Genomic DNA, 26,896 nt, shown 5'->3' on the forward strand with positions numbered 1-26,896 from the left:
AATAATTATGAAAAGATATATAATCGCACTGTTTTTATTCTCCATGTTGATGGTTGGATGCGATAAAAAACTAGATCTTAATAGTCAAAAACAAGAACAAGTAGAGACTTATTGGCAAACAGCAGAGCAAGCATCGGCGGGTGTTATCGCCATTTACAATAGTCTGATTCAAGACGGTACCTATATGCGGATGATGCCTGCTCTTACCGATGCAAGAGGAGATGATTTTGTAGGGGACAGCCCTTGGGGCGATTTGGTGCAAACGGGAAAGTTTACGGTTATGTCAACCTCCGGACCGGTAGAGTGGGTTTGGTCGCAATGGTATCAATTGATATACAGGGCAAATCAAGTGCTTACGTTTGTTCCCAAGATTGAGATGGATCAAGCATTGAAGGATCGTCTATTTGGACAAGCTCATTTTTTAAGGGGTTTAGCCTATTTTACCCTAGCAAATACTTATAAGACTGTTCCCGTTATTCTTACACCTCCTGTCGATAGGCAGGATTATTACCCGGCAACAGCCTCTGAAGAGGTTTTATGGCAACAGATTATCGACGACCTTCGTGCTGCAGTAGAGTTGTTACCGATTTCTTATAGTACGGTATCCGGGCCTGATGCCAATCAAACCGGGAGAGTTACGAAGGGCGCTGCAGTGGGAATGCTCGGGAAAGTGTTTCTCTATCGGAAAAATTGGGCAGCAGCGGCTGAGCAATTCCGATTGCTAATAGAAGGGCCAACGCTGAATACCTATCGTTTAATGACTGATTATCGAGATAATTTCAAGCCAACTAACGAAAATAATGCCGAGTCTTTATTTGAAGTCCAATTTGCCGACCCGGAAACGGTTGGAGGAACTGTCTTCAATTACGGAGGAGAGCCGAATGCTAACTGGAAGCAAGTTTCTTCTGTTGGGCATACCTATGCCATGGACGGTTTTGGTTATTCTGACTTTTTGCCTACAAGAGGCCTTTATAATGAATTTAAGGAAGAGCGGACAATAGATGGTGAGCTCGATCCCAGGCTGCTGTCTACCATTGCTTCCTTTGAGCCAGGTGTGTCCGAACTGGCCTATGGGGATGTTTGGAAAAATCCGAAGAGCAATATCTATCCGCGTAAATATACCCATGATGGTATTCCAGGCTATACAAATGAAAATAACGGCGTGGAAAACTCAGGCATTAATTACCGTATTCTTCGGTATGCTGACGTATTACTCATGTATGCGGAAGCGCTGAACGAACTTGGCCAGACAGACCAAGCCTATCCTTATATACAACAAGTAAGAGATCGCGCGAAACTTCCTGATCTGGCGAGTGTAAAGCCGAATATGACACAAGAGCAAATGCGCGATCAAATCGCACATGAACGATTTCTAGAGCTAGCTATTGAGGGAATTCGGATTAATGACATTATCCGATGGGGCTGGTTATATGATCCGGATAAACTTGCCAAACTGAAAGAAAATGATAACGATTTTGACACCTGGCGAGCAGGAAAGGAATACCTTCCCATTCCACAGCGAGAGTTAGATCTTAATAGAAACTTGTTGCCTAATTCGGCAAATTAAAAGGAATAGCTGAATAGGATAGTTTTTAAATGTTTATTTTACATTTATTAATATTTTCCTATCTTAGACGAGCGTATAGCCAATTATTTGTTAGATACCAAAATTGATACCATGAATAAAAAACCACTTATTGCCTTACTGTCCTTGCTGATTTCCAGTACGACATTATGGGCACAAAACCTGGTGAAATTATTGCCGGGAAAAGACACCATTACCATTAATAAACATATCTATGGGCATTTTGCCGAACATTTGGGCCGTTGCATCTACGATGGCATTTATGTAGGCGAGGACAATAAAACCGTTCCACATACCAACGGTGTTCGCAATGATGTGATTGAGGCATTAAAAAAATTAAACATACCAAACCTTCGTTGGCCGGGTGGTTGTTTTGCGGATACCTATCATTGGAAAGATGGTATCGGGCCAAAAGGAAAGCGACCAAGCATCGTAAATACTTGGTGGGGAGGAGTTACCGAGAATAACAGCTTTGGAACGCATGATTTTTTAAATATGTGTGAACTTCTTGGCACCGAACCGTACCTAGCTGGTAATGTAGGTAGTGGGGAAGTGCAAGAACTGGCCGATTGGGTACAATACGTCAATTTTGATGGAAAAAGCCCCATGTCCGATCTTCGGAGGGAAAACGGGCGAGACAAACCCTGGAAGGTTAAGTTCTGGGGAGTTGGTAACGAAGCTTGGGGATGCGGGGGCAATATGACGCCGGAGTATTATGCGGATGTATACCGTAAATACGCCACCTTTATGTCAGATTGGACCAATAGCGGCGGGCTGTTTCGTATTGCATCCGGAGCCAACAGCGATAATTATGAATGGACCGAAACGCTTATGAAAAAGATTCCCAAATCTTTGGTCAAGGGCTTAGCATTACATCATTATGCGGTAATTGACTGGCAAAAGAAAGGTTCAGCAACCATGTATACCGATGAACAGTATTTCAAAACGATGAAATCTGCCTGGTTCATGAATGAGCTGGTTGAGAAGCATAGTGCTATCATGGATAAATATGATCCTAAAAAAGAAATCGCGCTTGTTGTTGATGAGTGGGGTGGCTGGTACGAGGTAGAGCCCGGCACTAATCCTGGCTTTTTATATCAACAAAATACCATGAGGGATGCGATGATAGCCGGTATGACGCTCAATATATTCAACAATCATGCAGAACGGGTGCGAATGGCTAATCTGGCGCAAACGGTGAATGTGCTGCAAGCGGTTATATTAACCGAAGGTGATAAGATGCTGGTAACTCCAACCTACCATGTTTTGGAAATGTACAAAGTGCATCAGGATGCCAGATTGGTTCCTATTGAAGTAAATAGCCAAAATCTTTCATTTAACGGCGAATCAATTCCAGCGGTTTCTGCTTCGGCATCCATCGCAAAGGACGGCAATACACACATATCGTTGGTAAACATCGATCCTAAAAACCAGCAAGAAATTACGATCGACTTAAGTGATAGACAATACAAAAGTCTAAACGGACGATTACTTACTTCAAAAAAACTTAGAGATTTTAATTCTTTTGAGAATCCAGGCTACATAAAACCAGAAATATTTAAAGGAGCCAAAATGAAAAATAACCAAATTTCGGTCACGCTACCGCCATTCTCTGTGGCCGTCTTAGCGTTAAATTAAAGGCACAAACGAAAGATATATAACATAATGATTCGACGGAAGTTACTGGGAGTATTTATTTTGAGTTGCGCACTCGGCTTAAATGCGCAAGAAAAGAAATCGTTTACTATCGATATTTCACATCCTACAGGAAACATATCCCCCAATATGTGGGGGGTGTTTTTTGAGGATATTAATTTAGGAGCGGACGGCGGAATCTATGCTGAACTTATAAAGAATAGGTCCTTTGAATTCGCAGATCCTTTTATGGGTTGGAAGAAATTGGGTGAGAAGATTGGTGAGGGAACCTTTTTGGTGTTGAATCGAAAAGACAAACCCAATAATCCACGTTTTTTACGGGTTAACACAAGCTTATCATCAGAAAAAGTTGGATTACAAAACGAAGGTTTTCGCGGCATGGGGATTAAGCAGGGACTTCGATATGACTTTAGTGTCTTGTATAAACAAGCTGTACCGGGCATTACTTTACGTTTACAGCTGGTGGATACCTTGGGTTCTGTAATAGGGGAGAGTACGCTTCGTCCGGAAAAAACCGGGACGGATTGGCAAAAGCAGCAGATAAGCTTCCGAGCCGCCAAAACGGAACCAAAAGCGAAACTTGTTCTCTGGTTCGAAGGGAAGGGTACGCTAGATGTAGATATGATTTCGCTTTTCCCGGAAGATACTTGGAAAAACAGACCCGGGGGCTTACGGAAAGATATGGTTCAATTATTGGCGGACATGAAACCGGGTTTTATACGATTTCCCGGTGGGTGTATCGTTGAAGGCAGAGACTTAGCTAATCGTTTTCAATGGAAAAAGACCGTTGGGCCGATTGAGGATCGTAAGCTCATCATCAATCGATGGAATACCGAGTTTAAGCATCGCTTAACACCTGATTATTATCAAAGCTTTGGATTAGGGTTCTTTGAATATTTTCAGTTGGCGGAGGATATCGGGGCCGAGCCATTGCCCATCTTGAACTGCGGTATGGCTTGCCAGTTCAATACGGCCGAGCTGGTTCCAATAGATGAACTGGATGACTATGTACAGGATGCATTGGATCTAATAGAGTTTGCTAATGGAGATACCGGCACAAAATGGGGAAAACTGCGTGCCGAAATGGGACATCCGCTGCCCTTCAATTTAAAAATGTTAGGAGTAGGGAATGAAAACTGGGGTCCGCAATATATAGAACGACTTGAAGTCTTCAAAAAAGCCCTTAACGAACGATATCCGAATATTAAGATTGTAGCTAGTTCAGGTACCGATCCTGAAGGCGAACGTTTTGAATTTCTTAATAAGGAGTTAAGACGACTAAAGGTCGATTTTATTGATGAACATTATTATCGCAGTCCCGATTGGTTTTTGACCCATGCTAATCGCTATGACGCTTATGATCGCCAGGGACCGAAAATTTTTGCGGGTGAATATGCTGCCCATACTGATCGGACCGCAGGTACCGGTAACCGAAATAATTGGAAAGCGGCTATTGCCGAAGCAGCATTCTTAACCGGGGTAGAACGAAATGCAGACGTTGTCGGTATGGCTTCTTATGCACCCTTATTCGCTCATGTTGACGGATGGCAATGGACACCTGACCTTATTTGGGTGGATAATTTGCAAGCATACGGTACACCGAACTATCAAGTGCAGAAGCTATACGCTATAAACAAAGGAACTCATGTAATCTCCGTTCGTATGGATAACGTGATTCCTAGTGGTCAGGATGGTCTATATGCGTCCGCGGTACTAGACAGTAAAACCAACGAAGCGATCATTAAGGTGGTAAATCATAACGATTATCCTATCAATGGTAGTTTTAATATACAAACAAAAGAAAATTTAGCAAAAGAAGTAGAACATATTGTGTTGACCGCTGGATTAGCGGAAGAGAATTCCATTCAGCATCCCAATAAAGTCAGCCCGAAAATTGACAAGGTGACGCTTAAAGGGAAAACGATAATCTCCGACTTATCACCCTATTCTTTTCATATCTTCAAAATCAAGATTAAATAGATATGCTAAGCCGGAATCTAATTGTTGTATTTCTCGTGATTACCTGTTCTAGCTATGCACAGCAGCCGGGACAGGTAATCGTACACGATCCGGTGTTGATTTCGGCAGACGATAAATATTATCTCTTTGCTACCGGAGATGGTATTGATGTATGGTCTTCAACCGATTTGGAAAACTGGTCTAAACAGGCACCTGTTTTTCCGGAATCACCGACCTGGGCAAAGCGGGAAGTGCCAACATTTAAAGGGCATATTTGGGCACCTGATATCCATTATTTTAACGGCTTGTACTATCTTTATTATAGTATATCTGCTTTTGGAAAAAACACCTCCTGTATTGGACTAGCGACTAATCCAACTTTAAATCCGCAAGATTCGGGGTTTAAGTGGACGGACCGTGGAAAAGTGATCCAGTCGATACCTGGGAAGACGAATTGGAACGCCATAGATCCCAATCTAGTCTTCGACGAAAGTGGGCATCCATTTCTTGCATTTGGTTCCTTTTGGGACGGTATCAAATTGGTGAGACTAAGTAGAGACGGTATGCGAACGGAGGACGATTTGCTTACTATACCAACACTTGCCAGTAGAAAGATAAATCGCCGGGCACCTAATCCCCCAGCCATAGACAACAACCCGGTTGATGCAGGGGGCAATGCCATTGAAGCTCCTTTTATCTTTAAACGGGGAGGCTATTATTATCTTTTTGCCTCCATCGATTATTGTTGCAAAGGAGCGGCAAGCACTTATAAAATGATTGTGGGAAGAGCGAAAAAGGTGACAGGACCTTATTTGGACGATCAGGGGAAAGACTTGGCTTCTGCCGGTGGTAAACTCCTTTTGGCGGGCGATAGCCGATGGCATGGCGTCGGGCATAATGCCGTAATAAAGCTTGAAGAAGACGATTATCTCGTTTTTCATGGCTATGACGCTCAGGATCAGGGTAAACCTAAATTAAGAATTGAGAAATTAAAATGGGACAACAAAGGTTGGCCTTTGTTGATTAATAATGAATTATCAAACCAATAGATAGTATAATCATGAGCAAAATAATTTACATTGCTGCAATAGCCGCGGGTCTGTTAAACGGAGCATGCAACCAGCGTACCCAACAATCTGCTGAAACGGCGGATACGGTGAAAGTTGATACAACTTCCGGTTTTAATGCTGAAATTGATGGAAAAGAGGTAAAACTGTATACATTGATAAATGGTAAGGCAAAAGCGATCATTACCAATTACGGAGCCCGTTTGGTAAGTTTGTTAGTCCCGAATAAAGAAAATACACAAACAGACGTCGTATTAGGCTATGACAAGGCCGAAACTTACAAAGCAAATAAAGCAACTTTTTACGGTGCTATTGTAGGCCGGTATGGAAATCGCATCGCAAAAGGTCAATTTACCTTCAATGGAAAAACGTATCAACTGGAAAAAAATGACGGAGAAAATTCACTGCACGGAGGGACTAATGGTGTATATGATAGGGTATGGGATGCCGAACAGATAGATGAAAAAACACTTAAATTGACTTATCACTCGACCGATGGGGAAGCGGGGTATCCTGGTAATGTTGATATGACCGTGCTTTACTCCCTAAAAGACAACAATAGCTTGGAAATCGATTATACGGCTACGACCGATAAACCAACGGTTTTAAATTTAACGAACCATGCTTACTTCAATTTAAGTGGTGAAGGAGATTCTACCATTTTAGATCATGATTTAACCTTATATGCAGACCAGATTACACCTGTAGACGAAACCCTGATTCCTACCGGTAAATTTATGGACGTTACGGGTACGCCTTTCGATTTTAGAAAAGCAACTCCAATCGGTGCGCGTATTAATGCGGATGACGAGCAGATGAAAAGAGGAAAGGGATATGACCATAATTTTGTGTTGAACAAAAAAGAAGGCTTACAAACAGCTGCTTTGGTATATAGCAAAAAAACAGGTATTGAGATGGAAGTGCTGACTGAAGAGCCTGGCATACAATTTTATAGCGGCAATTTTATGGAGGGAGGACAAAAGATAGGCAAAGGCGGGAAAGATTACGGATATCGCTCAGCCTTTTGTCTGGAAACACAACATTTTCCTGATTCGCCCAACCAACCGGCTTTTCCTTCCACTGAGTTAAGACCAGGCGAGCCTTATAAGACCAAAACAATCTATAAATTTTCAATTAAATAAGATGATACGATTTAAGCAAATATGGAACCGGATCAAGTATAGTACATTATTTCTATATTGTCTGGTTTTTGTTGCCTGCCAATCGAGCTCGCAGTCGGTGTTGAAGAGCCCTGACGGGAAAATCGCCCTGACTTATAAATTGGATGCGAAAGGAAGACTATGGTATCAGCTCCGTAAAAATGATACCCTGGTGTTAGACTCGTCACGGTTGGGTGTCCTACTTAGCCAAACTAAGTTTGACGACAAATTACAAGTAACATTTGATTCCGCCTATCACGGAATTAGCGATAACTATGTAATGTACAATGCAAAGAGAAAGCAAAATCATTATGCAGCAAATGGTCTGGTTTTGGGGTTACAAAATGAAGAAGGTCAACATTGCCGCATCATATTTCAATTAGCAAATGATGGCTTAGCTTTCCGTTATTATTTTCCTAACATAAAAGCACTCACCAAGGTTGAAAAAGAATTAACAAGTTATCACTTACCAACAGGGTCGAAGGCGTGGTTACAACCTATGGCCGTTGCTAAAACCGGTTGGGAGCATACGAATCCTTCTTATGAGGAACATTATGAGCAGGAAATACCGGTAGGGACGGCGGAAAAAACAGGTGCGGGCTGGATATATCCTTCGCTGTTTAAAAGCGGCAATAACTGGTTACTTATTACAGAATCGGCTTTGGATAGCCAATATTGTGCAACCCATTTAGCCGCGCAATCGCCCAATGGAGTTTATCAAGTGGCTTTTCCTGATTCCAGGGAAGAAATAGTAAACGATGGTATTTTGCCTCGTTCAGATAAAGCGTTCTATTCTCCATGGAGGATTGTTACCGTTGGTAATTTGGCAACCATAATTGAATCTACCTTAGGGACCGACCTTGCTCCGCCCGCGATGGATACCGATTCCTCCTTTATTAAACCCGGTAAGGCCTCGTGGAGCTGGATTAATTCCAAGGACGATTTTATTACCTATGATGAACAAAAGCGGTATATTGATTTTGCGGCAAATATGAAATGGCAATATTGCCTGGTTGATGTGAACTGGGATACAAAGATTGGCTACGAAAAAATCGCTGAATTATCGGCGTATGCCAGCCGGAAAGGTGTTGGGCTAATTTTATGGTATAATTCTGCGGGAGACTGGAACACGGTAAAATACACGCCAAAAGATAAATTGTTAACCCATACCGATAGGCAACAGGAGTTTAAGCGTTTAAAGGAAATGGGCATTAAAGGAATCAAGGTCGATTTCTTCGGCGGAGATGGTCAATCGGTTATTCGTTATTATCAAGAAATCTTGGAAGACGCAGCCAGCTACCAATTATTAGTAAACTTTCATGGCGCTACTTTGCCAAGAGGTTGGGCAAGAACCTACCCTCACTTAATGACTACAGAAGCTGTTCGTGGTTTTGAAATGGTCACTTTTGGTCAAGCCGACGCTGATAAAGAAGCAACGCACGCTACCATGCTTCCTTTTACACGCAATGCATTCGATCCGATGGATTTCACACCGATGAATCTTTATAAAATTCAAAGCAGTGTGCAACGCAAAACAAGTAGTGCGTTTGAATTGGCAACAAGTGTACTTTTTCTTTCAGGTATCCAACATTACGCAGAGTCACCGGAAGGAATGAAACATGTATCGGAAGATGTTCAGAATTTTTTACGTGCGTTGCCAAACAGCTGGGATGATGTGAAGTTTATTGATGGGTATCCCGGTAAATATGTAATTATTGCCCGTAAATCAGGCGATAATTGGTATATAGCTGGAATTAATGGAGAAACGCAAGAGAAACAATTGGCGCTTAACTTGTCTTTTATTGATGGAAAGCAAGGAGCGTTATTTACCGATGGGAATGGTTCGGAGCTTATAACACATCAAACTATTACGGCGACAAACAAGCTTCCGATATCGATGAAAGGAAATGGAGGCTTCGTTATGAAGTTTTAGATATTAAATGATATCGCGCGAGGCAACTTAATTTACAAGTTGCCTCTTTTTATTTCATCCACGGCGTAATTAGCAGCTCTCGCTGTCAAGGCCATAAAAGTGAGTGATGGATTCTGGTTACCGGTTGAAGTCATACAGGCCCCATCTGTAACAAATACATTTTTGCAATGATGCAGTTGGTTCCATTTATTTAAAAGGGATGTATCCGGGTCGTTTCCCATGCGCACACCTCCCATGTCGTGAACTTCAAGCCCTGGATTTCTATAACCAATAGCATGTTGATCAACTGTAACAATGTCTTGACAGCCAGCTGTTTCAAGCATTTTTACTCCCTCTTGAAAGAAATCTAGAAGCTGTTTATCATCGTTTTCCGTGTAGGCGATAGATGTTATTAATAAAGGTACTCCCCATTGATCCGATTTATCGTTGCTTAATCGTACATGGTTTTCTTTGATAGGTACCGTTTCTCCTTGCATCATCATAGAAACTACCCATTTTCCAGCCTCCGTAAGCGCCTCTTTGAAAGTGGAGCCGATACCATCTGCCCGCTTAGACCACCCTTCTCTACTTGCACTGAAGGCCACCATATAACCGCGCAAAAAGTCTGTTTCCTGTTTATACACATTTCTAAAAGAGGGCATAAATACTTGGGTGGGCCTGCGACCAAAATAATATTGATCTTCAAAACCGTCTATAGAGGCCGTTATCCTTCCACGATAGTTATGAAAGGCAATGTGCGTTCCCATTAAGCCATTCAGATTGCCAAGACCATTCGGAAATTTACTCGATTTTGAGTTCAATAAAATCAAATTGCTATTTAAAGTTGCGCCATTTACAAATATAATACGGGCTTTGTATAGATGTTCCCGTTTCGTGTCACTTTCAATCGCTTTTACACCAACGGCCTTTCCTGCTTTCTCATCATACAAGATGGAATGTACGACGGTATCTGTTTTAATGGTGAGGTTCCCGGTTTTCTCCGCCCAAGGTAAGGTGGAAGCGTTTGAGCTGAAATAGGCACCAAAAGGGCAACCTCGTTGGCATAGTGAGCGAGCCATACATTTTGTTCTGCCTTGCTCCGTGTGTACTGTTTGCGGAGCCGTCACGTGTGCGCACCTTCCCATAATGACCGGTCTATCGGGAAAATGGCGATTGATTTTACTTTTAATGTATTTTTCAACTGCATTCATTTCAAATGCGGGTAGAACTTCACTGTCAGGAAGGTTGGGAAGCCCGTCTCGATTACCGGAAATACCGACAAATTTTTCTACGTGGCTATACCAGGGAGCCAAGTCGTTATAACGAATAGGCCAATCAACAGCAAATCCGTCGCGTTTTGGGGCTTCGAACTCATAATCGCTCCAGCGTTGGGTTTGCCTTGCCCACAAGAGTGATTTACCGCCCACTTGGTAACCTCGAATCCAATCAAAAGGTTTCTCTTGGATATAAGGATGCAGCGCATCCTGTATATAGAAGTGTTTCGTTGATTCATCAAATGCATAGTGTTTACTGATGGTCGGGTTCTCTTCAATCATGGTGCATGTTTTTGTATTGCCATGTTGAAAATCCCAAGGATCAAGCATCGCAGTGGGATAATCCCGGACATGTTTTACCATTCGGCCCCGCTCGATAACCAATGTTTTCAGCCCTCTTTCACATAATTCTTTGGCTGCCCAGCCGCCGCTAATACCGGAACCAATGACAATAGCATCAAATGTATATTCCATCTTTGATCTGCAGGTTAAAATTGTCTTCTCATGCAAGCCGGATGCTCGCATCGTTGAAAATAGAGTTTTAATTTTTTATATGAAACCCTTTTTCGAAAAAAAGAGTTTCAGCTACAAATTTTTTACATGGAATGAACAGAGATTACCTTCGGCAAACTCCCGTTGGTTGGTTTCGCTTTTAATATATAGCTGAAGGTGTTTATATTATAAGAACGTTTTTTTGTCACTTTTTTCCGCAAAAAGTAACCAAAAACTCATCGCTTGGAACTTTGCTACAAACGGTAGTGCATCAACGTGCAAACCGCAAATTTCCTAGGCGATATTTTAATAGAACGGAGGGTTTTTGCGGGCAGCCAACAAGGCCTCGGGTGTGGGGTAAAACGGCCTTGAAGGATACCGATGCAACGAGCAGCAAAGCATTTGCACCTCTGTTTATGTTGCACTACCCAAGCGGATTGAGGAAGTGAAACGGCTCCAATACGCGCCAGTGATGCTTTGCCATCAGATGCAAGGTAGCCTACACAGCCTTGATTTTGCTCAACTTTTATCAAGAAAAGTTGAATAAAGAAAACGTTCCTTTTTAAAAGTAAAATCATTGGTGGAATGAAGGCTAAGGATGTGAAAGCTAACTATTATATTACATTTCCTTTTAAAATAAGGTAATAAATGGTTAATATTTGATCGCCTATTACATGCATATCAAATTATATTTGCTCTTGCTAACAATTGACAATAATAAACCTCCATTTTGCTTAGGGCGATAACTTGTGATACTTGATCAGCGATTTAAGTGGCTTGAGGAGGGTACACTAAATTAATTTATAAATAGCAAAAGGAAATGATCAATACGAACTCGAAGGCCATTACGGTGCTCTCAAAAATGATGTTTGTTTTTTTATTCTTAGTACAGGTGGAAAAAATGGATGCGCAACCAAGCGACTTCTATAAGCAGACGAGCGAAATAGCTCCAATAATTATCCGATATAATCAAGATGTGCACACGATCCTCGATTTTTATTCACCGCGGGCTGCAAACGGATTTTCCTATCAACCGGTTTTGAACTCGCCCCAACAAAGAAAAAGACTGAATGAAATTAATATTCTGTATTTAAATGAACTGACTAAATTTCAGTTTGATAAGCTACAAGTTAATGGACAGGTAGATTACCTCTTATTAAAAAATCAGATAGAGGGTTATCAAGAGGAGCTAAAGGAGGAAGATGCTCAATATCAATCGATCAAACCCTTTATTCCTTTCGCAGATTCCATTTATAACTTAGAGCGTGTAAGGCTGAGGGGTGGCTCAGTGGACGGTGAAAAGATTGCCGGAGAACTGCATGCGCTATCCAAATACTTGGAAACGCGCTTAGAAGAATTATCGAAACAAACTAAAATTGACAAGAGAGAGGCTGAATTTGCACGTGAAGCTGTATCTGCTTTACAGGCCAGATTACAGAATGTTTTCAAGTTTTATAATGATTATGATCCCATGTTTACTTGGTGGGTGCCGCAGACTTACGAACAGCTTGATTCATTATTAGGAAAATACGCAGAAGGATTAGCTGCATTGGGTGAACTGAGGACCACGCAGAAACCCGATCAAAGTGGTATCAAGGGGAATCCGGTTGGTGAGGCAGCGTTGAATAAATTACTACGCCGCGAATATATACCTTACAGTCCACAAGAGCTTATTGAAATTGCAAATCAAGAGTTTGCTTGGTGTGATAAAGAACTATTGAAAGCTTCGGCGGAAATGGGTTTTGGAAGCGATTGGAAAAAAGCACAAGAACAGGTTAAGAATAGTTACGTTCCCGTAGGGCAACAACCGGAGCTGATTATAAAATTGTACAATGATGCCAAGTCATTTATAACGGAACGGGATTGGATTACTTGGCCGGAGCTGGCTGACGAAACTTGGGGGATGATCATGATGACACCTCAAAGGCAGTTGGTAAATCCCTTTTTTACAGGAGGAAGAGAAATTAGTATCTCATATCCAACGTCCGGGATGTCATACGAAGATAAGATGATGAGTATGCGTGGCAATAATCCTTATTTCTCTCGAGGTACCGTACAGCACGAACTTATTCCGGGGCATCATTTGCAGTACTTTATGAATAGTCGATATAAGCCTTATAGAAGAGAATTTAGAACACCTTTTTATACAGAAGGGTGGGCCTTATATTGGGAGTTGTTGTTGTATGAAAATGGCTTCGCTAAAACTCCCGAGGAGCGTATAGGTATGTTGTTTTGGCGCATGCACCGTTGTGCCCGTATTATTTTCTCTTTGAATTATCATCTCGGGAAGTGGTCCCCTCAGGAATGCATTGATTTTCTGGTTAATCGTGTTGGCTTTGAACGTGCAAACGCAGAAGGAGAAGTAAGGCGTTCGTTTCAAGGCGGCTATCCGCCTCTTTATCAGGCGGCCTATTTACTTGGAGGAATCCAAATTATGGGTTTAAAGCATGAACTTGTTGACAGTGGCAAGATGACGATGAAGGCATTTCATGATGCGTTTATGCAGGAAAATCAGATGCCTATTGAGATGATGCGGGCAATTCTTACCAATCAAAAATTGTCTAAAGATTTCAAAACAAAATGGAAATTCTATGATTTCAAGTAAAGATAAACTGACTGTCGCCCCCTGCATGACAACAGAAAAAGAAATGCATCAAACGGGCTTTAAACCTTCTTTACGGCTCATTGATGCCACGATGCTTGTTGCAGGCAGCATGATTGGTTCCGGTATCTTTATTGTCAGTGCCGATATTACCCGTCAGACCGGTAGCGCCGGTTGGTTGATGTTTGTTTGGTTTATCACAGGTTTTATGACCCTTACTGCTGCTTTGAGCTATGGAGAACTGAGTGCTATGTTTCCCAAGGCGGGTGGCCAATATATATACTTGAAGGAAGCTTATAATCCACTGATTAGTTTTTTATATGGATGGAGTTTTTTTACAGTTATCCAAACGGCTACCATTGCGGCCGTAGGAGTGGCATTCGCAAAGTTTACCGCTTATCTTCTACCTCAATTCAGTGAAGATTTGGTGATCGCGAATTTTGGCATCCTCCAAATTTCGCCGGCTCAACTTCTTAGTATTGTGATTATTTTCTTGTTGACTTATATTAATACGCGCGGTGTAAGCAATGCTAAATGGGTACAAACGATTATAACGCTTGCTAAAATACTGTCACTGGCGCTTTTAATTATTTTTGGCTTATTAGCCCTTAAGTCAGACGTATGGCAAACAAATTGGTTAAGCGGTTCAACCTGGAACTTGCAGCGATTAAATATAGATGGCTCGATAGAAACATACACAAGCATAGCTGCCTTCGGTGCTATAGCTGCTGCCATGGTCGGATCTATTTTCAGTAGTGATTCTTGGCATAGTGTGGCCTTCATTGCCGGCGAAGTTAAAAATCCGCAACGAAATGTGGGTCTTAGTTTAGCGCTGGGAACCATACTGGTTACCTTGTTATATATGCTCACCAATTTAATGTATACGGGAGTTTTGACCCTTCCGGAGATGGCCGCTTCCGAAAAGGACCGCGTTGCGGTCACCGCTTCTCATATAATCTTTGGGAATGCAGGAACCATGATCATTGCGTTGATGATCATGGTGTCTACTTTCGGTTGTAACAACGGACTGATTATGGCGGGTGCCCGTGTCTATTATTCGATGGCCAAAGAAGGCGCGTTTTTTAAGAACGTAGGTACCCTAAATAAGCAGGCGGTTCCCGAGGTAGCATTATGGCTGCAGGCTATCATTGCGTCGTTATGGTGTTTAAGCGGTCGCTATGGTGATCTCCTGGATATGATATCCTTTGTTGTGGTACTATTCTACATGTTAACCATAATCGGAATATTCATTTTACGAAAGAAACGGCCCGAACAACCACGACCTTATAAAGCTTTCGGTTATCCGGTTTTGCCGATTATCTATGTTTTAATGGGCTTAAGTTTTTGTATTTTATTGATTATTTATAAACCACAATATACTTGGCCCGGCTTGATCATCACTTTAGCAGGAATTCCGGTTTACTACCTGATAGCAAAGAAACAAATTGTAAAATAGGCCTCATTCTAGAATAAAGAAAGGATTCATATGAACAGAAGCATACTAAGCTTGATCGTATTTTTAACAGTCGCGCTTAGCGGATCGAATGTGTTAGCCCAGGGTACGAAAGAAGATTACAATCGAGCCAATAATTTACGAGAATTAATAAAAGGTAAAACACCTGGCTTAACTTCCAATCCAATATGGATAGATTCAACACACCAAGCTTTCTATTGTGTAACAACAGAAAAAGGTAAGCAGTTTGTGATAGCTGATTGCAGGCAACAGACAAAGAAAGCCGCATTCAACCATCAACAGGTGGCCCGGCAGCTTTCAGCATTAAGTGGTGCACAAGTCAATGCGGAAGATTTACCCTTGACTCAGCTTAATTATTCGATGGAGCGGAAGCGATTAACTTTCGTTGCTTTTGAAAAAGGATGGAATTTAGATTTTTCATCCGAAAAAGTGGAAGAAAATAAAGAGCTTACTGAACGTTTGAAAAAAGGAAATGGTTATTGGGGCGCCAGAAACAAAGATGGACAGGACAAAAAGACCTTTTCACCGGACAGCCAATGGGTAGCCTATATAAAAAACTACAATGTATACCTCCAAAGAAGAAAGGGAGCAGATAAGGAAATCCAATTGAGTTTCGATGGTTCTGCCGGTGAATACTACGATGCTTGGATGGCTTGGTCGCCCGACAGCAAAAAGTTGGCAGCCATGAAGGTCAGGAAAAACGAAGATCATACGCTTTATTTAATTGAGTCGTCTCCTGACGAGCAGCTACAACCTAAGTTACAAACGCGCGATTACCTAAAACCTGGAGATGCATTACCGCAGCGTACGCCAACCTTGTTTATCGTAGAGGAAAAAAAAGTAATGGCAATACCCTCAAGTTTGGTTGAAAACCAATACGATTTATCTTTTCCTGCATGGCGTAAGGATAGCCGTTCGTTTACAGTTGAATACAACCAACGCGGCCATCAGCGTTATCAAATAATTGAAATGGATGCTCAGACCGGCGTAGCAAGGGTGTTGGTGAATGAACAGAGTAAAACTTTTATTGATTATAGCGGAAAGAAATATCGTTATGATGTGGCGGATGGAAAGGAAATCATTTGGGCATCTGAACGCGATGGCTGGAATCATTTATACTTATATGATGGTTTATCCGGGAAGATCAAAAATCAAATTACAAAAGGTGAATGGGTGGTTCGGAAAGTCGTTCATGTCGATGAAAAAACGCGACAAATCATTTTTGCCGCTAGTGGTCGGGAAAAAGGACAAGATCCTTATCTTATTCAGTATTATCGCATCAATTTTGACGGAACAGAATTAAAGGCGTTAACGAATGAAAATGCTAATCATGATGCAAGTTTTTCACCGAATCATAAGCTGCTTGTTGACCAATATTCGCGGGTTGATTTAGCTCCTGTTACTTGTATAAGAGATGCGGCTACCGGAAAAGTACTGATGGATTTGGAAAGAGCTGATATCCGCCCATTAATAGCTACTGGATGGAAAATGCCGGAGGTTTTTACATCAAAAGGGCGCGATGGCGAAACAGATATATGGGGCATCATTGTTCGTCCAACTAATTTTGACTCTGATAAACGGTATCCGGTAATAGAATATATTTATGCCGGTCCCCACAGTTCCTTTGTACCAAAAAGTTTTCAGACCCTTGTTCCCTACGGTGCGCAAGAGCTTGCGGAATTGGGCTTTATTGTCGTACAAATAGATGGCATGGGAACGTCCAATCGGTCAAAGGCCTTTCATGACGTTTGTTGGAAGAATTTGAAGGACGCGGGGTTTCCGGATCGTATTGCATGGATGAAAGCAGCAGCTGAAAAATATCCGTATATGGATTTAAACCGAGTAGGCATCTATGGTACTTCAGCAGGCGGGCAAAGTTCCGCAGGAGCCTTGCTTTTTCATCCTGAATTCTATAAGGTCGCGGTATCCTCCTGTGGCTGTCACGACAACCGAATGGACAAAATGTGGTGGAATGAGCAATGGATGGGATATCCCATTGGTCCGCACTATGCCGAATCATCCAATGTCGAAAATGCCTATCGCCTTCAGGGAAAGTTAATGCTGATTGTGGGCGAATTGGATGATAATGTTGATCCCTCTTCTACTCTTCAGGTAGTAAACGCCTTAATTAAAGCTAATAAGAACTTTGACTTTTTAATGGTGCCGGGAATGGGACATTCCTCCGGTGGCGATTTTGGGGAACATAAAAGAAGAGATTATTTTGTAAAGCATTTGCTTGGGGTAGAACCACCGGCGTGGTAAGACAATTTAGTGACGAGGATGAGTGACGAAGCGTCTCACTGCTTTTTCAATTCATATACGAAGTTTAGCTTCGGTTGCTCTCCAAAATAAGCTACCTCTTGCTCGGCGATTTTCGTAGCGCCGAGCCTGCTGACGGCTATCTGTGAACGAAGATTACCTGCGCCAACTTGAAAGTACACCCGATCCACAAATTGAAAAGCATAAGCGAGCATCAATTTTTTTACCGCGGGATTCAAGCCTGTACCCCAAAATTGGGTAGCAAGGAAAGTGTAACCGATCTGAATGCTATTATCTTCTTGATTATAGGAATAAAAACGAGTACTGCCTGCTACGAGGTCTGTTTCCTTATCTATAATTTTAAAGGCCCCCTTACTTTGCATAGCGCCTTCAAAAAATGTACGGAAAATAGTTTCTTGCCACCTATCTTTATTGGGATGTTGTTCCCATACCTTTTTATCCGAAGCGATGGCATATAAATCATCAAAATCGGCTTCTACTAAAGGAACTAATAATGCGCGTTCATTTTCTAAGGGAGTTTGTATTGAAAACATGATGTTACTTTTTAGACGAAGGTATATATTAGTAGTTTTGTTTATGTAGTCCAATTTTTAGAAACTGAATAGTCCAGTAATTGATGTCCAAACAGTCTAAAAGTAGGGCAGGGATTACCTTCGGTGAACTCCCGTTGGTCGGTTTCGTTTTAGTATATAGATGAAGGTGTTTATATTAAAGGAACATTTTTTTGTCACTTTCTTCCGCAGAAAGTAACCAAAGACTCATCGCTTGGAACTTTGCTACGATGGTAGTGCTTCAACCTGCAAGCCGCAAACTTCCTAGGCGATATTCAGCTGAACGAAGAGCTTTTGCGGGCAGCCATAGGGCCCCGAGTGTCGGATAAACGGCCTTGGAGGATACCGAAGCAACGAGCAGTAAAGCATTTGCACGTCTGTTCATATTGCAGTATCCAAGCGGATTGAAGAAGTGAAACGGCTCCAATACGCGCCAGTGATGCTTTGCCATCAGGTGCAAGGTAGCATCCATAGCCTTGATCTTTGCGTCGGTTTGGATCAAGTGGCTGTTGCACAACTCACAAGCGTTGATAACTTGTTTTAATAAAATCCTTGAATAGTAGTAAATTAGGTCATGCAAGGAAGAAAGACCTATCAAGAGAAACTGTTCATCCAATTTCAACTTTCGGACTATGTTCCGGTGGATAATTTTTATCGGCGGCTAAAAGAGACTTTGGATTTTGAGTTTCTGTACGCGACTATCTAAATACTATGGCAGTGAAGGTCAGAAAAGCATTGATCCGGTTGTTTTCATGAAACTGGTCTTGGTAGGTTATCTGGAGAACCTTAACAGCGACAGGCGTATCATCAGCGCTGCGGGAATGCGGATGGACATTCTTTATTTTCTTGGATATGACCTTGGCGAGGAACTGCCGTGGCATTCCACGCTGAGCCGTACCCGTCAGCTGTACGGTCAGGAGGTGTTCTGCGAGCTCTTCAGGCGGGTGCTAGGCCAGTGCATTGAAAAAGGAATGGTGTCGGGTAAGCGGCAGGCTGTTGACGGCGTCTATATCAAAGCCAATGCCTCATTGGACAGTATGGTGCAGAAGGATATACTCGAAGATGCGGAGAATTATGCAAGGGAGCTGAAAGAGAATGAAGAAAGCCCATCTCCCCGCAGCGTGGAAATGAAAAAGACAAAGGATCGTCACTACCCTTTACTCAGACCAAAAAAGAACCCGCATAACGATACGCATATCAGTCCTTCCGATCCCGATGCAAAAATGTCGGTAAAAAAAGGGAAAGCAATGGCGCTGAACTATCTGGGGCAGGTCTGTGTGGATACGGCATCCCATATGATTACCCACATACAGGCCTTTACAGCAGACAGGAAAGACAGCATGTGCCTGCCTGTTCTGTTGCCACAGCTGGTGGATAACCTGGAAGAACAGGGCTTAAATATGGAGGAGCTTCTGGCTGATACGGGATATAGCCTATGATCACGATGGAGATTATTACATCTGCCCCAACGGTAAACAGTTGACCTATAGAGGTACAGGTATGAGCCTGGGATATCTGAACAAATACTACAGGGCAAACAAAAAAGAATGCAATGTATGCCCCTTACGCGATAAGTGTACTGTGTTTAAAAATAAAAGCAGGGGTGCGTTGATACAGGAGACCGTTGACAAACCCTATTATGATAGAATGCACCTGCGTATGCAGACAAGGAAAGCTAAAATCCTGATGAAGAAACGGCAGAGCACGGTTGAGCCCGTCATCGGCACACTGGTCAACTACCTGGGAATGAAAAGGGTCAATACCAAAGGACTCGCCCAGGCCAATAAATGTCTGACTATGGCCGCAATTGCCTACAACCTTAAAAAAATGCTAAAGTTCAGCCCGAAAAAGCGGATCGACAACCTGCAAAGAATAAAATTGGCCGGAAAAAGACTTGTGCAGCTCATTTTCGATCAGTTAGACCTATTCGTTCCCGCCACCTGACCGCCTGTTTTCTAACTTGGCAAAGTGCCGGAGAATGCCTGTTAAAACATGTGCCAAATCCAAATCTTTAAAATCTTAAAAAACAGGTAGTGCAACAGCCACTCAAGCCAAAGCGACAAAAAAGTTGATTAATAAAAATGTTCCTTTTTTAAAGGCGAAATCCCTGGTTGAACTATCGAGAAACGTTAAAATAAGCTTACTTTAGGTCAATATTCGGTTTCAATTGAATAAGTGTCTTGTTTACATTTGTGTATTGAAGCAATTTTTTCATAAGCTAAGATATACATGAACAGAGAGATGCATATACCAACGACTGGCATTGACAAAGGGCTTACACGGAGTCTTCTATTTATACCATTTTGTATATTATTGACTTTCATTTGTTATGCGCAAGATCCATGGAAAGCTCTTGCTCAGCGGCCGGAAACTTTAGGGCTCGCCAGTGGGAAGGAGAGCTATCGTACCCAATCATTTAATCTCGTGCTCATTAAGGAATCACAGACGGTTGCGGCCTTGCAACCATTGAACGACTTAGCATTTGACTTCACGCCCGGTGATCGACTGGATTTGCGTAAGGCGGATGGACTTTATCAGTTAGGTGACATTAATTTGCGTTTAAGGCAGGTCGGATCAGTGGAATGGAAAGATTACTCGTCCGCAAAACATCGGAGTAAGGTACAGGCTTTGCCGCAAGCGGGGAAAGTATTAGCGGCGGCTGATTTAAGTTCTACTTTAGGGAATGACGTTCCGATAAAGGTTAAGCGTTATTGGGAACAGGTAGATGGAAAGCTGATTCTTCGTTTTGAACTTACTAACAACACGGAGCACGGTGTCGAAATAGGAGCCCTCGGGATTCCCATGATCTTTAATAATATCTTGCACGAGCGAAGTTTGGATGAAGCACACGCAAAAAACGTTTTTTTTGATCCTTATATAGGCATGGATGCAGGGTATCTACAAGTGGCGCGTTTGAGCGGGAAGGGAGAAGCACTGTTGGTGCTTCCCTACGGCAAAACACCGTTTGAAGCCTACAGACCACTGCTGGATGATCCAACCCCGAGGGGCATTACTTTTGAAGGTTTTCACGAATGGACGGTGCATAGTAAAGCTTATGCGGAAAAGGAATGGAAGGGTGTTAGCCAGTGGAATGAACCTACTGCAGTGATCTTAAAGCCGAAGCAAAAATTAAGTTATGGATTGCAATTTGTGTTAGCAGCAGATATTACACAGATCGAGAAAGCCTTAAAAACGAATCACCGACCTCTTGCAGTAGGAATACCCGGTTATGTATTACCACAAGATGTAGACGGAAAATTATTCCTCGATTATGAAGAGAAAATCCAATCGGTCAAAGTATTTCCAGAAGGAGCGCTATCCTTAAACAGAGAAAAGGGACAAAAAGGAAACTTACAATCTTATCGCATTAAAGGAAACAAATGGGGCAGGGCAACTATAAAAATTCATTATGCAGATGGCAATGTGCAAACGATCCATTATAAAGTCATTCGACCTGAAACACAGGTGATGGATTCTATCGGCCACTTTTTGACCACCAAACAGTGGTTTGATCGAGCGAATGACCCTTTTGGGCGGAACCCATCAGTTATTTCATACGATTATGAAGAGCAAAAGCAAGTAACACAAGATCGCCGCGCTTGGGTTGCCGGGTTAAGCGATGAAGGTGGTGCCGGAAGTTGGTTGGAAGCCATTATGAAGCAATTAGTGCAGCCTAACAAGGAAGAACTGCAAAAGTTACAAGCCTTTGCGCACGAAACATTGTGGGGAAATATTCAGCACAGCGAAGGACCTCAGAAGTATGGCGTTAAAAAAAGTGTGTTTTACTATGAGCCGGACTCCATGCCGGCAGGTACTTACGATCCGAATATTAATTATAAAGTTTGGTCGGCCTGGAATAAAAAAGGGGCAGATGATGTTGGCCGATCCTATAATTACCCGCATGTAGCGGCTGCACACTGGGTGCTGTACCGACTGGCTCGGTATCATCAGGGGCTGGTAGATCGCGAAAGTTGGCAATGGTATTTAGATAAGGCTTTTAACACGAGCATGGCCATGGTGAAACAGGCCCCTTATTACGCACAATTTGGCCAGATGGAAGGAACAATATTCCTGCTTATACTACAGGATTTAAAGGAAGAGCATATGTTGGTGGAGGCACAAGAGCTGGAGACAGCTATGAAAGCACGAGCTGACCATTGGCGTACATTAAATTATCCGTTTGGGAGTGAGATGCCGTGGGATTCTACCGGACAAGAGGAGGTATACATGTGGTCCGATTATTTTGGCTATCAAGATAAGGCGGCTGTAACACTAAGTGCGATTATGGCGTATATGCCTACTATGCCACATTGGGCCTATAATGGTAATGCGCGCCGTTATTGGGATTTTCTTTATGGAGGTAAAATAGCGCGCGTTGAGCGGCAGATTCATCACTATGGTTCGGCATTGAATGCGATCCCTGTACTGAAAGCCTATCGTGATCAGCCAGAAAATCTCCATTTATTGCGTGTGGGCTATGGAGGCCTAATGGGCGCGATAGCTAATATTACGGAGGATGGCTTTGGTCCTTCCGCTTTTCACTCTTACCCGTCTACCTTAGCAAATGATGCCTTATCAGGAGATTACGGTAGTGGTTTCTTTGGCTATGCAATCAATACGTCGAGCTATCTAGTGCGTCATGAAGATTTTGGATGGTTAAGCTTTGGTGGTAACATTAAAGAAGAAAAGGATTGGGTTGTGCTAAAGCCGACTACCGCTGCAAAATCGAAAATATTTATCGCATCGGCCAAGCTCTGGCTAAGCCTCGATGCGGGCCAATTCAGTGAAGTTGCGTACAATGTAAATACAAAAGCTATACGTATTAAGCTTGCTGCTAAAAATGCTTTTACCCTACAGGCCTTTTTGCGATTGAGCCAAGATAGTAAAGCAGCGAGCTATTCTTTGGATAAAAAGCTGGATATCGAAAGGGGCGCTTATCTGATTCCATTGTATAGCGAAGAAACGATATTAACATTGACTGATAACAATAATAACTAAGAAAACCATACTAAGATAATCTATGGTAGGGGCCGCTTCGAAAGAGGCGGTTCCCTTTTTGTTCATATTCGATGATACATTGTTAAAATCTGGTTAATTTTGGATAAATGTCTTATGTAGATTTGTGTGGAAAGCTAAGCGGATGGCTAGTGGCTAATCAATTGTAACGTATTCCATTTTTTTCCGAGAAAAATATCCGGGGATAAACCCGAAAACTAAAGATTTTGTTTCATGTGTGTTTGACTATCCGCCGTGAGGCGGATGGTCTTTTTAGCTTTAGCGTGAGATGGACAGCATAGTAACAAATCCATACAGACTCTTTGACTGCACTAGGAGCGACGGCTACATAGTGCAGTCTTTATTTATTCATGAGGGCTTCTACCTTTACGGGTCGCCAGGAGAGTAAAATAGAGGATATCCATCCTTTCAGATTACTATTTATTTCCTGAAACTTCGCAGATATGAAAAGCATGTAACAAACTGGTTAAAAATTGAAATGTTCCTGTTAAAATCCGGCAAGTAAGGCTTCTCATTTCATTCTACATTTGAAATATAAATGTTTAAATGACATTTATATACTAACGCTATCCAATTATTTATTTATCAGAACCGAGGAAATCACTGCGAGATCTAACTTTTGTGTATCCACACGATGTATTAACTATAATTTAAATTTGTATGCAGACAAACTACCAAACCAGTAAAAGGCGTCTCAGTTGGACGTTTTTAATGCTGTTGCTATTTTCCGTAATGCGAGTACAAGCGCAGGAACAGATAACAGGACATGTAAAAGATTCGAGAGGACTTCCATTACCAGACGTGAGTATTGTGCAAGACGGAGAGGGTATCGGTACGAAAACTGATGAATCAGGAAAATTTCTACTCAAGTTACCGAAGCTTGGTGTTAAGTTAATCTTCCGATCTATAGGGTATAAGAATTACGAGCTGGTTGTGACCAACTCAAATAATCTTGAAGTAGTGATGGAAGATGATATCGCCGGGTTAGATGAGGTTATGGTTACGGCCTACGGAACGAGCAAAAAATCGTCCTTTACCGGGTCGGCTACCGTCATTGATGCGAAGCAGCTTGAAAACGTAAACACTTCCAACGTTGCGCAAGGCTTGCAAGGTCTTTCCGCAGGTGTGCAGGTCACAAATACTTCAGGACGACCTGGAGCGAACCCAACTATTAACATACGAGGTATCGGATCATTAACGGCAGAAATGGCGCCCCTATACGTCGTCGATGGAGTTCCTTCCGACGTGAATTTAAATGCTTATTCTCCGTCGGACATCGAGTCGATCACCGTGATGAAAGATGCGGCTGCTACTTCGCTTTATGGTTCGAGAGCGGCAAATGGCGTGATTATGATTACCACGAAACGCGGCGCGAGCGGCAAAGCGAGGGTGAATGCACGGGCCGCTTGGACAACTAGTGATTTTGCCGTGAAGTTTCCTGAACGAGTATCTCCCGCCAAACAATGGGAATTGGCGTGGGAAGGCTTGTACAACGATGCGCGAGATTTTGATGGAAAATCCGATGAAGAAGCGCGAGAGTACGCGAGTAACCGGGTACCTTCTGTATTTTGGAATACGACGCCCCTCTATGATGCGAACGGTAACCTGATCAGGAATTATCGTTCGGGTTGGAACATGGATTACCCTGTTGGTTTGGACGGGAAAATAAAGCCGGAAGCGCAACGCTTATGGGATTTTGATCTGTTTGATGAAGCGTTCAACTATCGTTTAAAGCAAGATTACGGAGTGGATTTTAGCGGGGCAATGGGCGAAAACAATACCTATTATGCCTCCTTTTCCTACCTGAATGATAAGGGTGTTCATATCAGCGACGGTTTTAAACGTTACACCGGAAGAGTGGCCTTGAATTCAAAGATCAACGATTGGTTCAGTATGAGTAACTCCATTATGTTTATGAACAGTGCGGATGTAAACGGTGGCTTTGATGCACGGGTGTTTCGTGTGATGCCAACGGAATATTCAGCCTATTTATGGGACTATGAAACCAATTCATATGCGATAAGTCCTTTTACCGGAAAACCGCAACTAGATGAGGGTGTAGCTAACGGTCGTGCCTGGTGGCCTCGATGGAGTGCCTATGGAGCGTTAACAGAAGCAAAAAATAGCCAAACCGATAATTTACAAACCGTATCTGCTCTTACGTTCCGATTGTTAGACGGGTTAAGCCTGAAAACGACTTATTCGTTCCAACTGATTGACAACTTCTATAGTATGTGGAAAAGTCCTGAACGTGAAAATCAGCTGCTTCCATCAGAAGGTTATGTGCAGCGCGACAACTACCGATCTTATTCGCATACAGTTAATAACGTGTTAACTTATGATAAGACCTTCAATAACTTGCACCATATCAACGTACTCGCTGGGCAGGAAATTTATTCTTATACTACTTCTGGTTCTGGAGTAACCCGCTCAGGACTTGCGCTTCCTTACTTTAAAGAAATCTCACTTGCATCTAATGATCCAACTGCGTGGTCAACCTTTGGACGTTATGGTCTCGCCAGTTTCTTTGGTAAAGCGGAATATGATTTTGATAATCGCTTTTATATATCGAGTAGCATTCGTACTGACGGATCTTCCCGTTTTCATCCTGATCATCGATGGGGACAATTTTATTCTTTAGGTGCTTCTTGGCGTATCTCTGAAGAGTCCTTTATGGAGAATACACAAGACTGGTTACAGAACCTAAAACTGAAAGCCAGTTACGGTGAAGTGGGGAATGATCGCGTAGGAAATTACTATGCTTATCAAGCTTTATACGGGCCAACAAGCTATGTTGGAACTGTCGGTGTACGATTAAATCAGTTGGAGAATGAAAATATAAAATGGGAAACGAATATTCAAACGAATATTGGGCTTGAATTTTCAGTTTTTAACAAACTTTCCGGAAGTGTGGAATATTTCACACGTAAGTCACAAGATCTTTTGTTAAACAGGCCATTGGCCCCTTCTTTAGGAATGGATGCAATTTTAACCAATATTGGAGATGTGCAGAACAAAGGATGGGAGGTAGATCTGAATTATTCAGCCGTCCGAACAAAGGATTTTGATTGGAATGTTTCGTTAAATGCCACTAGCTATAAGAATATAATAACAAGTCTACCAAGCAAAGAGGAGCAATATAGTCAGGGTGTTGCCATTTTTAAATGGAAAGAAGGCGGGTCGCGTTATGATATTTATGCCCCCAGTTTCGCCGGTGTCAACCCCGATAATGGACATAACCAATGGTGGAAATATGAATTTGACGGAAACGGAAATATTATTGGTCAGGAAAAGACAGAAAACTACAATGAAGTGAATGTGAACGAACAACGCATCAATCAGGGTTCTGTATTGCCTGATGTTTTTGGCGCATTCACCAATAATTTTCGATACAAAAGCTTAGATCTTTCCTTTATGCTTTATTATAGCTTCGGTGGTAAGCTATATGATTACAACTACTCAGAAAGTAATGTATTGCGGGAGAATTTTGCCGCCTACGATAACTTGGATCGCCGTTGGCAGAAACCGGGAGATGTAACCGATATCGCGAAGATCTATACGTACCGTACATTTGATGCTTTTGCCAATGCGCGTTACAGCGATCAATATATATTCACTAATAATTTCGTACGCTTGAAAAATGTGATGCTGGGGTATAATTTACCGCAGTCGTTAGTGTCGAAGTGGGGCCTCTCTGCATTAAGAATCTATTTCCGAGGAGATAATCTACTCACCTTTGGCAGTGCAAAAGGCCGTGGTACGGATCCCGAGAACTATGGTAATGGTTTAGTTGGTGTAGTGGATGCTAGTTCAGGTGTTCCTGCATTAAGGAGTTATTCTTTAGGTTTAAACGTGTCTTTTTAAATGA

Annotated in this window: 16 protein-coding genes and 1 pseudogene; 14 read left to right on the forward strand and 3 right to left on the reverse strand. The window is 42.3% G+C overall.

The features are described 5' to 3' along the window. The first annotated feature begins 7 nt into the window (after positions 1 to 7). The 6 genes from M1D52_RS01370 to M1D52_RS01395 all read left to right on the forward strand — a co-directional run bounded on the left by M1D52_RS01370 (position 8) and on the right by M1D52_RS01395 (position 9,360). Positions 8 to 1,567 (forward strand): RagB/SusD family nutrient uptake outer membrane protein, encoded by a 1,560-nt coding sequence (locus tag M1D52_RS01370; RefSeq protein ID WP_130854817.1) that lies wholly within the window; start codon positions 8 to 10, stop codon positions 1,565 to 1,567. 111 nt (positions 1,568 to 1,678) lie between these two features. Continuing rightward, the gene (locus M1D52_RS01375) at positions 1,679 to 3,223 is read left to right on the forward strand and encodes an alpha-N-arabinofuranosidase (RefSeq protein ID WP_013664325.1); all 1,545 of its coding nucleotides are present in this window, start codon (positions 1,679 to 1,681) and stop codon (positions 3,221 to 3,223) included. A gap of 27 nt (positions 3,224 to 3,250) precedes the next feature. Continuing rightward, positions 3,251 to 5,221: an alpha-L-arabinofuranosidase C-terminal domain-containing protein gene (locus tag M1D52_RS01380; protein WP_437394098.1), complete on the forward strand. Its 1,971-nt coding sequence runs from the start codon at positions 3,251 to 3,253 to the stop codon at positions 5,219 to 5,221. A gap of 2 nt (positions 5,222 to 5,223) precedes the next feature. After that, entirely contained in the window at positions 5,224 to 6,249 is a 1,026-nt protein-coding gene (locus M1D52_RS01385; RefSeq protein WP_437394099.1) for a family 43 glycosylhydrolase, read from the forward strand. 11 nt (positions 6,250 to 6,260) lie between these two features. After that, positions 6,261 to 7,409 (forward strand): aldose epimerase family protein, encoded by a 1,149-nt coding sequence (locus M1D52_RS01390; protein ID WP_437394100.1) that lies wholly within the window; start codon positions 6,261 to 6,263, stop codon positions 7,407 to 7,409. Between the two features lies 1 nt (position 7,410). Next, a complete protein-coding gene (locus tag M1D52_RS01395) occupies positions 7,411 to 9,360 on the forward strand; it encodes a glycoside hydrolase family 97 protein (protein ID WP_437394101.1) in 1,950 nt (649 codons plus the stop codon). A 32-nt stretch (positions 9,361 to 9,392) separates the two neighbouring features. On the opposite strand, the gene M1D52_RS01400 is transcribed toward M1D52_RS01395, so the two are convergent. Then, complete coding sequence (locus M1D52_RS01400; protein ID WP_289554343.1) at positions 9,393 to 11,087, reverse strand: GMC oxidoreductase; 1,695 nt, start codon at positions 11,085 to 11,087, stop codon at positions 9,393 to 9,395. A gap of 838 nt (positions 11,088 to 11,925) precedes the next feature. On the opposite strand from M1D52_RS01400, the gene M1D52_RS01405 reads away from it, so the two are divergent. Genes M1D52_RS01405 through M1D52_RS01415 form a run of 3 tightly spaced genes read left to right on the forward strand, consistent with a single transcriptional unit; the run spans position 11,926 to position 17,443 of the window. Further along, positions 11,926 to 13,710 carry a DUF885 family protein gene (locus M1D52_RS01405; protein ID WP_437394102.1) on the forward strand — a complete coding sequence of 595 codons (1,785 nt, stop codon included), beginning with the start codon at positions 11,926 to 11,928 and terminating at the stop codon, positions 13,708 to 13,710. Next, on the forward strand, positions 13,697 to 15,163 hold the full coding sequence (locus M1D52_RS01410; protein WP_437361673.1) for an APC family permease: 1,467 nt from the start codon (positions 13,697 to 13,699) through the stop codon (positions 15,161 to 15,163). Before M1D52_RS01405 ends, M1D52_RS01410 begins: the two co-directional genes overlap by 14 nt. 30 nt (positions 15,164 to 15,193) lie before the next feature. Further along, positions 15,194 to 17,443 (forward strand): S9 family peptidase, encoded by a 2,250-nt coding sequence (locus M1D52_RS01415; protein ID WP_437394103.1) that lies wholly within the window; start codon positions 15,194 to 15,196, stop codon positions 17,441 to 17,443. Between the two features lie 35 nt (positions 17,444 to 17,478). On the opposite strand, the gene M1D52_RS01420 is transcribed toward M1D52_RS01415, so the two are convergent. Continuing rightward, positions 17,479 to 17,994: a GNAT family N-acetyltransferase gene (locus M1D52_RS01420; protein ID WP_013664316.1), complete on the reverse strand. Its 516-nt coding sequence runs from the start codon at positions 17,992 to 17,994 to the stop codon at positions 17,479 to 17,481. A gap of 259 nt (positions 17,995 to 18,253) precedes the next feature. Then, entirely contained in the window at positions 18,254 to 18,484 is a 231-nt protein-coding gene (locus M1D52_RS01425; RefSeq protein WP_457941647.1) for a hypothetical protein, read from the reverse strand. A gap of 208 nt (positions 18,485 to 18,692) precedes the next feature. Between M1D52_RS01425 and M1D52_RS01430 the strand changes: the two are divergent. From M1D52_RS01430 to M1D52_RS01450, 5 genes and pseudogenes are all read left to right on the forward strand, one after another. Beyond that, positions 18,693 to 18,944 (forward strand): annotated as a pseudogene (locus tag M1D52_RS01430) (transposase); the annotation flags it as partial. A 39-nt stretch (positions 18,945 to 18,983) separates the two neighbouring features. Further along, a complete protein-coding gene (locus M1D52_RS01435; RefSeq protein ID WP_457941744.1) occupies positions 18,984 to 19,451 on the forward strand; it encodes a hypothetical protein in 468 nt (155 codons plus the stop codon). Positions 19,452 to 19,470: 19 nt separating this feature from the next. Continuing rightward, positions 19,471 to 19,956 carry a transposase gene (locus M1D52_RS01440; protein ID WP_457941742.1) on the forward strand — a complete coding sequence of 162 codons (486 nt, stop codon included), beginning with the start codon at positions 19,471 to 19,473 and terminating at the stop codon, positions 19,954 to 19,956. Between the two features lie 285 nt (positions 19,957 to 20,241). Continuing rightward, on the forward strand, positions 20,242 to 23,010 hold the full coding sequence (locus tag M1D52_RS01445; protein ID WP_437393972.1) for a DUF5695 domain-containing protein: 2,769 nt from the start codon (positions 20,242 to 20,244) through the stop codon (positions 23,008 to 23,010). 678 nt (positions 23,011 to 23,688) lie between these two features. Then, on the forward strand, positions 23,689 to 26,892 hold the full coding sequence (locus tag M1D52_RS01450; protein ID WP_289554337.1) for a SusC/RagA family TonB-linked outer membrane protein: 3,204 nt from the start codon (positions 23,689 to 23,691) through the stop codon (positions 26,890 to 26,892). Positions 26,893 to 26,896 lie beyond the last annotated feature (4 nt).

Source organism: Olivibacter sp. SA151 (genome assembly GCF_054130995.1).